Origin of the sequence: Capnocytophaga granulosa ATCC 51502 (assembly GCF_000411115.1) — a bacterium.
Classification (GTDB): Bacteria; Bacteroidota; Bacteroidia; order Flavobacteriales; family Flavobacteriaceae; genus Capnocytophaga; species Capnocytophaga granulosa.
On sequence record NZ_KE150242.1, the window covers coordinates 722,364 to 737,009 of the forward strand.

Genomic DNA, 14,646 nt, shown 5'->3' on the forward strand with positions numbered 1-14,646 from the left:
GGTCAATAAAAAAACTACCTCTTTCGGGAGGTAGTTTTTTAATGTTTATACTTTTTAGAACTGATACTTCAGCCCGACATTCCAAGTACGTCCAAAGCCAAAGAAGACTCTATTTCTCACATCTATACCCTTGTAAGTATCTGTGGTTTTGTTGTCTATGGCTTGGTTAGTAGTGGATTCTGCTATATAAGTGGTATCCAAGATATTATTCACATTGGCCAAGACAGTAATGGCTTGTCTCTTTCCAAAAGGATATTTGTAAGAAACCCCTCCTTCAAAAAGGCTATAATCTGGGAGCTTAAGGCTATTGAGGTTAGGATTATTAACCATAGCGGTAATATCCATTCTCGCATAGAGGTTATTGACATAGTGCCAACTTAGGTCTATGTTGAGGTTCTCAATAGGGGTCACATCCACCCCTAGGCTAGCGGTCATATGCGCCGACTCCCCTACTTTGATATTATCTAAGTTAAGGTCAAACTCAGGCGAACGCTTACCTGTAAGTATATATTCGCTATTATCTGCAGAAAGGAAAGTACGTACATTTGTCTTACCTTCATAATACCAATCTCCTGCAGAGAACATACCTACAAACTTCAAATAGTCATTCATACGATAAGAAGCATCTAGCTCTATTCCTTGGTGCACTTCCCCCACTCCGTGTAGCTCTACAAAATACTGAGTGTTTCCATCCCATTGACTATCGCGTCGGATATAGCGGTCTTTCCAAGTGGTACGATATAGGTTCACATTAGCAGTTAAGTTTTCCATCTTAAAGCCATAGCCTAATTCCAATCCCAAGATCTTTTCATTGGTCAGCTCTGTATTAAGGAAGTTTTTGTAATTAGGGTACACCGCATCAAAGAAAGGCTGACGAGAGTAATAACCTATATTGACAAATACATTGTGGTGTTTGTCTATGTTATAGTTAGCCCCTCCCTTCATATTGTAACCTGGGATTCCCTTATAGGAAGTGGTCTCTGGCATAGCGGTCTCTGGTCGCCCCTTAAGAGCAAGGGTACCAGGTTTTGTAAAGAGGTCTATACGCTGGAAAGACTGTATAGAGCTTGACCATTGTACAAAGGCAGAGAGCTTATCGTCGGTATATTCCACTTGACCAAAAGCACCCATCCAGCGTACATTTCCATCATTTCTATAAGTGATTTGTGCTTCTAAGGGGTCTATACTACCTCCAAAAGGATTGAAACTGGGTCTATCTGAGATGGTATAGGTGATATTACGTGGCTGAGATAAGTTTCTATTAGAACCATCGGAATAGAACTCTGAACCCAAGAGGTTACTGGGGACTTCATAGTGGTAGCCTTTGTAATAACGACCGTCGAGACCCACACTAAAGGAAAGTTTGTCAGAGAGTTTATGACTAAAATTGGTCAAAAAGCCAAACCAGTTGTGGGAGTTCACTGCCGCCTTACGAGCAAAACCTTCGGTTATACTATAATCTCGGTTGTTATTGGGGTTGGTAACACTCCTTCTTGCATTGGCTACATAAGGTGTCCCATGAGTAGCCACCGGCTGACCAGGAACAGAAACATCCTCTCCATGGTTATAATTGACAATACGTTCCAAGTCTATCTGTCCATCGCTGGTTCTAAAATTATTGGCATACAAGGAAATAGGACGCCCATCTCTACCGAAACCACCTGTCCAAGCTGCTCCTGCATCACGAGTACCTGCCCCACGCCCAAAAGAAGCATAGGCTACGGTGCTCAAAGTAGAATGGTCATCAATTGTCCAATCCCAGTTGAGCATCATCACTGGCTTGTGATACACATTGCGACGGAAGTTGAACGCTTTTCCTTTATAGCTTCCCCAATCGGAGTTGTAACGGCGATTAGGCTCACCATCAGATCCATATTTTAAGTAATCTTGGATAGAGATGTAATTGCTGCGCTGGTTGTGCCATTGGGGCGCCCCTGTGAACATGAACTGAAGTGCATGCTTCTCATTAGGCGAATACCCCAACGCCAAGAAGTAATTGTAAGCCTCAAACTCAGAGCTATCTACATAAGTAGCCCCTGCTGTACGGCTAAGCAATACAGAAGCGGAAAAACCATTCTTCTGCTTTCCTGTGTTATAAGCGGCCAATCCCTTGTAGAACCCATCATTTGCCAAAGTAGCCGATACCAATCCGCCCTCTGTCATATCTGCCGCACGGGTTACTATATTTATGGTACCCCCTACCGAAGCAATGGCAATCTTGGAAGCACCCAATCCTCTCTGTACCTGCATGGAGGAAGTAACATCAGATATTCCTACCCAGTTACTCCAATACACCCTACTGTTCTCCATATCATTAATAGGCATCCCGTTGATCATCACCGCTATGTTTTCATTACCGAAACCGCGAATGTTAATCTTGGAATCTCCATACCCCCCACCGGACTTGGTAGCATATACCGAAGGGGTTTTCTTGAGCAGCTCTGGAAACTCTTGGTTACCCAATTTGTTCACAATCTCAGCCGCCCGTATGGTAGAAACAGCCACCGGCGTCTTGCGCTCTTTGGCTATGTCCAAGAGAGTGTTGCCTGTGATCACTATCCCAGTAAGCTCCTCAGCGTCGGGCTGTAAGACAATCTGGAGAGTTGCCTTGCCTTTGACAATAGTAAATGGTACTTCTTTGGTCTTGAAACCAATAAAAGAAACTTCCAATACGCCCTTCTTTTGGGTAGTCTTAAGGGTAAAATGCCCTTTATTATCCGTAGAAGCTCCATGAGTGCTGCCCTTTATGAGCACATTGACTCCCAACAGAGGCTCCTTTAGTTCCTCATCTATAACCGTACCTGTAATGGTCTGTGCTGAGAGCGTTGTCATAATAAAAAAGACTAACAAACTCAGCCAATACTTAACTTTCTTCATCTTTTAAGTAGTATTATATTGTTGTTCTATGTCGCAAATTTAGTCATTTTTCGCCACTTTATACATAATAATTTGTTAATCTTAAAGGTTATTTATCCACATTAATTATTGAAAACTTTACTAACTTGTTCATAAATTATTTTGTGCAACTTCAAAAACAGAACTTTTCATGTGCATCAGAATTTTTTTTTGAAAAAAATTTGGTTATTAGAATATTATATTATATCTTTGCACCCTGAAAGTAAAAAGAAATTATTTTAAGTCTCATAAGAAATAAATTAAGTGAATATGAAAACAAATGTGTTAGGCTATCCGCGTATCGGTGAGAAGCGCGAACTAAAAAAAGCCAACGAAGCCTTTTGGGAGGGAAACCTCAGTGAAGAAGAGCTGCTGGCCGTAGCGGAGAACATCCGTGTACATAACTGGACACTACAAAAAGAAGCTGGCATTGACCTGATTCCTTCTAATGACTTTTCATTGTATGACCAAGTATTGGACTTCTCCTTTACTATCAATGCAATTCCTGAACGCTTTGCCCCTACACAAAGCCTCTCCGAGCTAAAACAATACTTTGCTATCGCTCGTGGCTACCAAAAAGACGGCATCGATGTGACCGCCTCCGAAATGACCAAATGGTTCGATACCAATTACCACTATATCGTTCCTGAATTTACTAAAAACCAAGCCTTTTCTATTAAGGTAAATAAACCTCTACAAGAATACAACTTAGCTAAAAAACATGGGTTTGAAACCAAACCTGTACTCCTTGGAATTATCACTTATTTACTCTTAGGTAAAGAAAAAGAAGCGGGCTTCCACCGTTTGGAACTGGCTGACCGCCTACTTCCTGTATATATAGAGCTTGTAAAAAGCCTAGTAGAGGCAGGTGCTAAGACCATCCAGATAGATGAGCCTTACCTAGTGCTTGACCTTCCTCAAGGAGCTGCTGAAGCTTACAAAAAGGTGTATACTGCCCTTAAGGCGCAGTTCCCTAACACCGAATTCATCCTCACCACTTACTTCGGTGCTTTGGAAAACAATACAGAACTAGCTGTATCACTTCCTTTTGATGTGCTACATATTGATCTAGTACGTGCAGCTGCTCAGCTTGATAGCGTACTAAAAGCGCTTCCTAAGGATAAAAAACTCTCCTTGGGTATTGTAGATGGTCGTAACATTTGGAAAAACAACTTTGAACACTCCCTTGCCCTCATTGAAAAGGTAAAAGAAGTGATCAGCAGTGACCGCATATACATTGCCTCTTCCTCTTCCTTGTTGCACTCTCCTTGTAATTTGGAGCTTGAGAACAACGAAAAGGTACTTACCCCTGAGATCAAGCAATGGCTGGCTTTTGCCAAACAAAAAGTAAAAGAAATCGCTACCCTCAAGACGCTTGCTTTAGGCCATGACCTTAGCCCTGAGGTGAAAGCTATCTTTGAAGAAAACAAGAAGGCTGCCCAAAACCGCAAGACTTCTACCCTTATCCACAATCCTGAAGTAAAAGCCCGTGTCAAGGCTATCACCGATAAGGATAGCCAGCGCAAGAGTGCTTTCGCTACCCGCCAAAAGGTTCAAGAAGAAGCGCTACACTTACCGCTATTCCCTACCACTACCATTGGTTCTTTCCCTCAGACACCTGAGGTGCGTTCTTGGAGAGCTTCCTTTAACAAAGGTACCCTATCTCAAGCGGAATATGATAAGAAGTTGGAAAAAGAAATTGAAGAATCTATCCGTTGGCAAGAACAAACAGGTATTGATGTACTGGTACATGGTGAGTTCGAGCGTAACGACATGGTGGAATACTTCGGAGAACTTCTCAGTGGCTATACCTTCTCCAAATTTGGTTGGGTACAGAGCTACGGTTCTCGCTGCGTGAAACCTCCAATCATCTACGGAGATGTATCTCGCCCTAAACCTATGACTGTTCGCTGGAGTAAGTTCGCACAGTCCCTCACTAAGCTCCCTGTAAAGGGTATGCTCACCGGGCCTGTAACTATCCTACAGTGGTCTTTCGTTCGTGATGACCAACCTCGTTCTGAAACAGCTACCCAGATAGCTCTTGCTATTCGTGATGAAGTTGTGGATCTTGAAAAAGCAGGTATCAAAGTTATCCAAATCGACGAGCCTGCTATCCGTGAGGGCTTACCATTGCGCAAGGCTGACTGGCAGGCGTATTTTGACTGGGCTATCAGGGCTTTCCGTATCTCTGCCTCTGGCGTAGAAGACCAAACCCAGATCCATACCCACATGTGCTACTCTGAGTTCAATGATATGATCGAGGCTATAGCCGATATGGACGCCGATGTAATTACCATAGAATGCTCTCGTTCACAAATGGAACTCTTGGATGTATTTGCTGACTTCAAATATCCTAACGAAATAGGCCCTGGAGTATACGACATCCACTCCCCTCGTGTACCTTCTAAGGATGAAATCTATCACCTGATGAAGAAAGCCATCGCGGTAGTACCTTTCCGTAACCTTTGGGTGAACCCTGACTGTGGTCTTAAAACACGCCACTGGGAGGAAACCAAATTAGCCCTAACCGCTATGGTGGAAACCGCTAAGAAACTCCGCGAGGAATACAAAAAATAGTGACTAACGACTAATGACTAGTGACTAACGACTAGTCACAATGAATAGTGAATAGCTAATAACAACTAATCCTAATAAGTCACATTCATTAATAAATAAAAGGAGGCTACCCATTTTGGATAGCCTCCTCTCTTTTATTCATCACTCTTTACTTGTCACTAGTCATTAATCACTAGTCACTTGTCACTAGTCACTTGTCATTAGTCACTATTTTCGTGATTACATCTTTGTCAAGATCCCAGCCACGGGCGGGGGAATACTCCCTAGCATAGTAGATGATTTGCAAGTGGAGTTTGTTCCATTTGCCCTTAGGAAAGGCCTTTTTGGCATCTTTTTCGCTTTGTATAACCGATGAACCATCGGAGAGTCCCCAGCGAAAGAGCATACGATGTATATGTGTATCTACAGGAAAAGCAGACACTCCAAAGGCGGTACTCATCACTACACTGGCTGTCTTATGTCCCACCGAAGGAAGGGCTTCCAAGGCTTCAAAGGACTGGGGAACCTGTCCCTCATACTTCTCTATAAGAATATGAGAAAGATAATAGATCCCATGTGCTTTCATAGGAGAAAGTCCCACAGGCTTTATAATCTCTCGTATCTGCTCTTCGCTGAGCTTGACCATATCATAAGGGTTATCGGCTTTGGCAAAGAGCAAGGGGGTAATCTGGTTCACCCGCGCATCAGTACATTGGGCTGAGAGGATTACGGCTATAAGCAGGGTATAAGGGTCTTTGTGATTTAAGGGGATAGGCGGGTCGGGAAAAAGCTCATCGAGCTTCTCCATGATAAAACGTACTTTCTCTCTTTTGGTCATCTTAGCAATCGGCTATACTTACGGCTACCGCAAGGCCTGCCTCGGAGGTTTCTTTGTACTTGGTATTCATGTCTTGAGCAGTCTGCCACATGGTCTGAATCACCTTATCCAAAGGTACTTTTGCATTCTTAGGATCGGTCTCAAGGGCGAGTTCAGCCGCATTGATTGCCTTCACTGCTCCCATAGCATTGCGCTCTATACAAGGGATTTGCACTAAGCCGCCTATAGGGTCACAAGTAAGGCCTAAGTGGTGCTCCATAGCGATCTCCGCAGCGATCATCACCTGTTCGGGCGTACCGCCCCAGAGTTCGCACAAGCCTGCCGCCGCCATAGCCGAGGACACGCCTATTTCAGCCTGACAACCACCCATAGCAGCCGAGATAGTGGCTCCTTTCTTGAAAAGGCTACCTATGATTCCTGCCGTAAGCAAGAACTGTTCTATCTCCTTGTCTCCTCCTTGGTGGTTATCTATAGTTAAGTAATAGAGCAATACTGCGGGTATCACCCCAGAACTACCATTGGTAGGGGCGGTTACCACACGTCCTAAGGAGGCATTGACCTCATTAACGGCCAAGGAGAAACAAGTTACCCACTTGAGGATTTCGCGGAACTCCACCTTCTTGTTCCTAATAGCTGCAAGCCAAGCATCCAAGCCCTCATATGGGGGGGTGTCTCCTAAGAGCTTCTTGTGGATATCATAAGCCCTGCGCCTCACATTGAGCCCTCCTGGAAGAACGCCCTCGGTATGGCAACCTATATAGGCGCATTCTTCCATGGTATGCCATACCCTTAGTAGCTCTGAATGAATCTTAGCCTCGTCGCGCAAGACCTTCTCGTCTTCAAGGATAATCTCGGAAATCTTCTTTCCCTCTCTCTGGCAATGGGCTAAAAGCTCCTTGGCCGACTCAAATCCGTAAGGGAAGTGCTGGATTTGTCTCTCGTTCTGCCCTTTATTTTCTTCTGTCTTTTCCTTGACAATGAAGCCTCCTCCTATAGAGTAAAAGGTAGAAGCATAAGGCTCCATCCCCATTCCTTCTGCTGTGAAGGTGATGCCATTGGCATGAAAAGGTAGGAATTTCTTATTGAATACCACCTGAGTTGCAGGATCAAAATCTATATAGAAAGCTCCTGCCAAGTGCATTTTTTTATCTTTATTAATAGCCTCAATAATAGTTGAGATACTATCTATAGGGATATACTCTGGATCAGTACCACTCAAGCCCAGCATAGCCGCAAGGTCGGTAGCATGTCCTTTTCCTGTAAGGGAAAGCGAGCCGTAGAGATCCACACGCACTTTTTGTACTTTTTCCAATAGTTGTCTTTCCCTGAGTTCTTTTAGGAAGGCCTCCGCTGCACGCCATGGTCCTAAGGTGTGCGAACTGGAAGGGCCTACTCCTATCTTAAGCATTTCAAAAACACTTACGTAGTCCATTACATTTTTTTTAAGCAGGCAAAATTACGAAAAATAATGATTAATGGTTATGGTAATGATTAATTTTTTCACCTGCAAAATAGTTATTTGTTATTCCTTTACTTTCTCTAATTGTTTTCTGATTTCTTGCACAATACTGGTGCGATCTATACCCAACCCTTCTTGTTGGGCAGCAAGTTCACCGTCGGCATTGAAGACACTGATAATGTTGGAATGAGAGAAATCCACAGGAGAGATTTGCTTGTAATTCACAGCCAATACAGCGGCAAACTCACGGGTTTTCTCTTCATCGGAGCGTAGGAATACCCATTGGTCATCATCCATACCACTTTCTTGGGCGAATTTCTTAAGGTGCTCAGGGGTATCTACCTTAGGGTCTATGCTGACCAAGATATACTTCACCTTTTTCTTATGAGGCATATCGGAGGCATCTACCGTTTTGCGTATATCGCGCATATCAGCGATAAGAATAGGACAAGCCGCCTTACAGGAGGTGTATATCATCACCACCACCAATACATTCCCTTTGAAGTCTTTCCATTGCACATCATTGCCATTTTGGGTTGTCCATGTCTCTGGCAAGTTGTAGATAGAAATATCCGAAATCTCGGTAGGTTTGGCACTTTCTGCCTGCTGTCCTTCAGCAGGTGTTGTCATTGCTGACTCCTTGAGATCCTCTGCCTTTGCTGAAGACTCTGTTGTGTTGTTCTTGCAGCTTTGGAGTAATAGCACCCCTAAAGCCATAATAAAAAACCTTTTCATAATTGCATTATTAGTTGTTAGTTTTTAGTGATTAGTGGTTAGTGATTTAAACTGACTTCTGACTTCTGACCTCTGACTATTTATCCTTCGCGCATCTAAAGCCCAGATTTTTAGTAGTATAGCTTGCCTTAAGACTACCACGGAGGGAATAGCGCATAAAAGCCCCATAATTCGTTAGGTCAGAGGCGTTCAGCGCACTGCCCCCACAGAAAAGAGCATCGTCCCCAAAATTGTCCTTACGGGCTTCTCCTGAGAAGAATACACTATTGAAGTCGCTGACCCATTCCCATACAAGGCCATACATATCATATACGCCCCAATAGTTTTTCTTGGTGCTGCCTATCTTGTTCTCATAGGTTCTGGGGGTTTGTAGCCAGTTGGTAATATAGTCCGAATAGCTTTTCTTCTCTCGTGCATTGATAGAAGTCTCATCGGCTTGGGCTACATACTCCCATTCATCGGTAGTAGGGAGACGCTTGCCCTGACATTCGCAATACTTCTTAGCGGCAAACCAAGAAACATTGGTAATAGGTGCCTCTGGATCCAAAGGGGAAAAATCCAAGTCCCCTTTCCATGCCGAGAGGTAGCTCTTTTGTGCATAGATACCCTTGATCTTAGAGCGCTGCCACTGTGGGTTCTTCTCCAAGAAATCCCTATACTGGGCATTGGTAACAGGATATACGTCCAAGAGGAAAGACTTGACTTTCACTGGCTTGGTCTCCTTTTGTTTTTCTTTAACTCCATACATAGGAATATAAGTTCCCCCTTTGATCTCCACCATAGCAGTAGGTGACTGTGCTATGGCTTGTAGAAAGAAAAGAAAGGAGGTAATGCTCAATAGTTTTTTCATAAGTCATAAGATTAAAAAATAAGGGCGCAAAAGTGCGCCCTTATCACTTGGATTATTTTTTGATTTTCTGAACCATTTCAGGGGTAACGACTTTCTTGCTATTATCCCAAGTATTATATACATAGGTAAGCACGTCAGCTACTTCTTGTACAGAAAGTGGCTGAGGAGTCATCACACTGTTGTATTTCTTGCCATTTACGGTAACTTCTCCTTGTTTTCCGTGTAATACGATATCTATAGCTCTATCTACATCGGCATTGAGGAAGTCGGATTTGGCTAGTGGAGGGAATGCTCCTTCCATACCTTGTCCTTGTGCTTGGTGACAAGCCACACAGGTCTTAGCATATATTGTCTTACCATCAGCGATTTGTTGTTCTTTGGTTTTATTAACAATCGCATCGTCCTTAGGAGTGGTAGAAATCTTTAGATCAGACACATAAGGAGTAGGTTCATTCTTAGCATATATCTTGCGGTTCTCTTCTCCTTTGGCTACCAAAAGTCCCAAAGCTCCCTTGTTGAACGCACGGAAGATGGAGTGATCTACCAATACATAAGAACCTGGTACATCTACCTTGAACTCTACAATAGCAGCACCCCCTGCTGGGATAAGGGTAGTTTGTACGTTTTCATTCATAAGGCTACCCCCCTCTACATGTACGCGGTCAAAGATTTCCCCAATTACGTGGAAAGAAGATACCTTGTTAGGCCCTCCATTTCCTACGAATAAGCGCACGGTTTCCCCTGGATTAGCTGTTAGGGCGCCATCTTGGGTAAGCGAACCTACCTTACCGTTGAATACGATATAATCAGGATTTTCCATCAAGGCTTTTTCTTGGTTAAAAGCCTGAGTACCACCTGCTCCATAAGCTCCATCGGTATAGAAGTCTCCTTGCATCACGTAGTATTCCTTATCCACTGGAGGAAGTCCGCCTTCTGGTTCTACCAAGATAAGCCCGTACATACCATTGGCAATATGCAAAGGTACAGGTGCTTGCGCACAGTGATATACATAAAGCCCTGGATTAAGACACTTAAAGCTAAAGGTACGTTGTTGTCCTGGTGCTACTAAGCTGGCTTCTGCACCTCCTCCTGGGCCTGTTACAGCATGTAGGTCTATATTGTGAGGGAGCTTGTTGTCCTGATGGTTCTTGAGGGTAAATTCCACCTCATCTCCCACACGAGTACGGATAAAGCTACCTGGTACAGTACCTCCAAAAGTCCAGAATAGGTACTTGGTGCCATCCATGATTTCGCCTTCTTTCTCTATGATTTCCAAATCTACCTTGAGCTTCTTGGCAGGACGAGTGCCCACTGGCTTAGGTACATATGGCGGAGAGGTAAGCTCGGCCATCTCTTGTTCTCCCTCAGCAACAATATCTATTGCTGGTACAGAGGTTGTTTTTTGTTCGGGTTCGCTGCCTCCACAAGCTCCCAATAGGGAAGCGAACGCAGCAAGAGTCATTAGTTTTACTGTATACTTCTTCATTATATTAGTATTTTTATACGTGCCACAAAAGTAGTACTTTATCTTTAAAAATACAAATATTTTTCAAAAAAAATTCAGTACCACTAACCACTAATTAATCTTAAACTCAAACCCTACATTGAGATAGCGGCCAAAAACCCTATTGTTGGCTACATTTAGCAGCGACTGGTTGAAATCTTGGGTCATAAAGTACTTAGACCCCAAAAGGTTGTCCCCCTCTACATACCAGCGATATTTCTTTGTTTTATATACTAACCTAAGAGTCAGGTTGTTAAAGCTCGTAGGCGTCTGAAAGAAATTCACCTGCTGAAATCCTGCTTCTGCCAATAGCTTTTTATCAAAGAAATAAGTGGTGAGTTCCAACTTATTCGTTAGAAAATCAAACTTCCCTTGCCCTTGCGAGATACTGTTGTCAAAGATAAAATAGCTATACTTAGGGTAGTAATATAACTTTACCTGTTCATGAGGCGTATAGGTGAATTTCAGCCCTGCAAATAAGCGATAGGCGGTCGTATGAGCAACCTCTCCCCTATAGAGGTATTCTGAACTATTAAAAAGAAACTCTGGCTCTGCCCTATAGCTTAGCTTCCAATCGCTGATTTTGCCTTCGTATTGGAAAGAAAACAGGTCATAATGGCTCGATAACTGGTTGGCATTGGTAAAGATAAAATAGTCATTAAACGACTGACTATTTAGATTATTGGAAATCCCCCTCAGATAGGCCACATATAGCTCTCCTCCATTGTAAAAACTATTAGAGAAGCGCAGTGCATAAGAGGTGTTATAAAATGGCTGTATCCCTTGCTGGGTTCTATATATGGTTTGGTAGTCTTGCAGTACATCGCCAAAGGTAGCTTTCTGCAAGGGATAGTAATCCAACAGGTGAGAGACTTCTGCCCATAAGGAACTACGACTGCTAAAGTTATACCCCGCATGGGCTTTGTATTGGAAGTATGACTTGGTTTTCTCTCCATAACCACTGCCATCGCCATAGGGAAAACGAGCCGAGGTGTATTCTCCTTGCAATTGCAGATCAAAATCTCCTACATACAACACATTCTTATAGAACAAAGAGCGGTTCTCACTATGGTATTTCCTATGTTGGGCTGCAAAAGCCGCTACTTGGGACAGCTTTTCGTTCTCAAGAGTGTTGCCATGATACTTATAACCGAAAGTATGAGTACCAAAAAGTCCTGATTGGTAGACCAGCCCTGTCCTGCTCTGCAACAAGCGCTGTACATTTCTGTTTTCCTGACGAAAATCATCCGCTATACCAAAGAAAGAAAGCGCCAAAGGGTGATTGGTAAAGAGCCGCGAATGGATGGTAAAATCCTCCTTGGAGAAGGACAAATCCGAGAACACTCCCGACGCCTCACTGAGCTTGTATTCCATACGTTGGTTGAAATAGAAGTTGCTCGTATAGTGCTTCTTTTTAAAAAGGTTTTGGTAGGTGTCCCTTACATCGCCCTGTAGGGCTTGGTCAAAATACACATAGTTCAGGTCAGCATTTACCTTCAAGCCCTCAGAGGTATGCTTGAGCTGGATTTTGTTCTTGGAGTTGTATTCGTTGCTATAGTGCTGTTGCTCTTGTGCATAGACCTGCTGCCCATCAAAAAAACTCTGTTGGGCATATTCCTTTTCTAAGAAATGATAATTGTTAAAGCTCCCTATATAGAGGTCAGTTGTATTGCTCAGTGGAAAGTTCATGGACAGCCCTACAATAGCATTGTCATTGGTAATAAAATCCTCAAAACCAAAGGTATCTTCCTGATAGGTTTGTCTGGTTTTGATATCCTCCATATCCACAGGAGTAGTGAAGATTCGGGCAAAGGCCTCCTCCCCTATATTGCGTATGGCATAGAGGTCTATTTCATTCTTATTAAAGTTATTATTCTCGGCAAAGAACTGTATATTGGCCTTAGAGTTAAGCGAAAAGAGATTGGTCAGCCCCCCTATCTTAGGCCGCTGCTGATAGCCTGCCGAAAACCGCTGCTTGCCAAAGAGAGATCTCTTTACGTTTTTCTTAAGAGTAATATCCAGTACCACGAAGTTCTCTGCATCCAAAAGGCTTTCCTTGAGCTTTTCGTTCTTTTCATCAAAACGCACCTCCACCTTCTCCACCTTCTCAGGGGAGAGCGAACGGGTGATCATCGCCGCCCCAAAGTCCGATACCTCCTTGCCATCTACCAGCACCTTACGAATCTTCTTACCATTGACTTCTATCTCTCCGTTGGGCAAGATCTTAAAGCCCTGAATCTTAGCCAGCACCTCCTCCAAACTCTCGTCATGGGTATCGGTAAAGTGGGGAATGTCATAGATAATGATATCCTTTTTAACCACTATAGGCGCGCGTTTCTCAAAGGTAACCCCCTCTACCTCATATACTTTGGACTTTAGGACAAAGTCAAAGGTCACCACCTTATCCGCCTCTGTACCTATCACGATCCGTTTGGCATCCTTATGATAGCCCAACTTGGAGGCCTCCAGCTTATAGATCCCCTCGGCAAAGCGTTTCCCAAGGGTATATTCCCCTTGCTCGTTGCTCTGGGTATAGGTCTCTATTTTGTTATTAGTTTCGTTGTAGAAGAGCACCATCACATTGGAAAGCGGAGTACCACTCCCTTCCTCGGTGATTTTCCCCTTTACCTGTGTCTGTGCATTTGCTATATAACTACTTAGAACAGAGAGAAGTATAAAGATATATTTTTTCATAATTATTTTATTAGAGATTCCAATCAATAGTTAAAATATTATTTACTACTTCTTAAGACGCAATTTATTGTGTCTTAACGAATTAGAGTATATAGATATTTTTATAGTCAAATAGAAATGGTTTGCGAAAAATTAGCATGAGCAGGTGTAGGGGCTAATGGCAATTAGCCCTTGAAAAAGAGCGAATTAGGAATGAACCCCTTGCCTTATTTATTCGCATTTTATTCGCATTCTAAATATGATTGACTATAACTGTTGATTCGTATTAGAGCATTAGGACTTTAGAATTGAAAAAAGAGGAAATAAGCACTTTCCTCTTTTTAACTAATTAAAATACAAGAGACTGAAATCATTTCTTTTTCTTTTTAGCGGCTTTGATTACATCTTTTACCTCCTTTGAGTGAGCATAGTTATAAATCATATCCTCCTTACTGATTGCATTTTCATCCGTAAGAGGAACAAAAGTATAATCTTCTTTAGAGATATATTCCACTTTTTTAAGGGTGTATCCTATCCTTGTTTTATCAAAAGTTATACTTACAATAAGCCCTGGTAAGCCTTGATAATAGGCAGGACCTGCAGGAATAGGAATATCTGTAGTAAACCAAGCTATTGCCTTTCCTAAATAAATATCATCCCCATTCTTATCTCCATAAGAATCTGTAATGGCTTTACGTACTCTGTAACCTGCTATTTCTTTCTCTTCATCAGTGATTTCCCAAACTAAGTCGTTTTTCCATTGGGAGGAAAGTACTATTTTATCTATAACTCTATTGGCTTGAACTTCCTCTTTTTGGAAATCATAATTACTAACATAATATTCAGGAGATATATTAAGATTAAACCCTTCCTCTGTTGTTAAGGATCTAATTTTCTGATCAAAAACAAACTGAGAATGGGTATCATCAGCATACAAGACTGTATCAAAATCTCCTTTCTCTGAAAGTAACACATGATGTGTATAGGTCACTTTTAGTATCTTATCATTTCCTTGTCCATAGCCTAAGGAAAAAATACCCAATGCCAAACAAAATAACAAACGTTTCATAACAAATTCTACCCTCTTGCTCGATGCTTACTGAAAAACACCTTACCTCATAAGACGACTTTAAGGA

At 42.6% G+C, this 14,646-nt stretch carries 9 protein-coding genes; 1 reads left to right on the plus strand and 8 read right to left on the minus strand.

All coding sequences use genetic code 11. The annotated features are described in order from the left end of the window. Nucleotides 1-54: 54 nt before the first annotated feature. Complete coding sequence (locus HMPREF9331_RS03235; RefSeq protein WP_016419721.1) at nucleotides 55-2,877, minus strand: TonB-dependent receptor; 2,823 nt, start codon at nucleotides 2,875-2,877, stop codon at nucleotides 55-57. A gap of 288 nt (nucleotides 2,878-3,165) precedes the next feature. On the opposite strand from HMPREF9331_RS03235, the gene metE reads away from it, so the two are divergent. After that, nucleotides 3,166-5,472 (plus strand): 5-methyltetrahydropteroyltriglutamate--homocysteine S-methyltransferase, encoded by a 2,307-nt coding sequence (gene metE / locus HMPREF9331_RS03240; protein WP_016419722.1) that lies wholly within the window; start codon nucleotides 3,166-3,168, stop codon nucleotides 5,470-5,472. A 190-nt stretch (nucleotides 5,473-5,662) separates the two neighbouring features. On the opposite strand, the gene HMPREF9331_RS03245 is transcribed toward metE, so the two are convergent. From HMPREF9331_RS03245 to HMPREF9331_RS12555, 7 genes are all read right to left on the minus strand, one after another. Then, on the minus strand, nucleotides 5,663-6,289 hold the full coding sequence (locus HMPREF9331_RS03245) for an endonuclease III domain-containing protein (protein ID WP_040356919.1): 627 nt from the start codon (nucleotides 6,287-6,289) through the stop codon (nucleotides 5,663-5,665). 1 nt (nucleotide 6,290) lies between these two features. Beyond that, on the minus strand, nucleotides 6,291-7,721 hold the full coding sequence (locus tag HMPREF9331_RS03250) for an L-serine ammonia-lyase (protein WP_016419724.1): 1,431 nt from the start codon (nucleotides 7,719-7,721) through the stop codon (nucleotides 6,291-6,293). A 90-nt stretch (nucleotides 7,722-7,811) separates the two neighbouring features. Further along, nucleotides 7,812-8,483 carry an SCO family protein gene (locus tag HMPREF9331_RS03255; RefSeq protein ID WP_040356921.1) on the minus strand — a complete coding sequence of 224 codons (672 nt, stop codon included), beginning with the start codon at nucleotides 8,481-8,483 and terminating at the stop codon, nucleotides 7,812-7,814. 76 nt (nucleotides 8,484-8,559) lie between these two features. After that, nucleotides 8,560-9,333, minus strand: a complete 774-nt coding sequence (locus tag HMPREF9331_RS03260) for a formylglycine-generating enzyme family protein (RefSeq protein WP_016419726.1) — start codon at nucleotides 9,331-9,333, stop codon at nucleotides 8,560-8,562. Nucleotides 9,334-9,385: 52 nt separating this feature from the next. Then, nucleotides 9,386-10,819: a copper-containing nitrite reductase gene (gene nirK / locus HMPREF9331_RS03265; protein WP_016419727.1), complete on the minus strand. Its 1,434-nt coding sequence runs from the start codon at nucleotides 10,817-10,819 to the stop codon at nucleotides 9,386-9,388. 90 nt (nucleotides 10,820-10,909) lie between these two features. Then, nucleotides 10,910-13,531, minus strand: a complete 2,622-nt coding sequence (locus tag HMPREF9331_RS03270; RefSeq protein ID WP_016419728.1) for a carboxypeptidase regulatory-like domain-containing protein — start codon at nucleotides 13,529-13,531, stop codon at nucleotides 10,910-10,912. A 349-nt stretch (nucleotides 13,532-13,880) separates the two neighbouring features. Continuing rightward, nucleotides 13,881-14,579 carry a GLPGLI family protein gene (locus tag HMPREF9331_RS12555; RefSeq protein WP_016419729.1) on the minus strand — a complete coding sequence of 233 codons (699 nt, stop codon included), beginning with the start codon at nucleotides 14,577-14,579 and terminating at the stop codon, nucleotides 13,881-13,883. Between the last annotated feature and the right edge of the window lie 67 nt (nucleotides 14,580-14,646).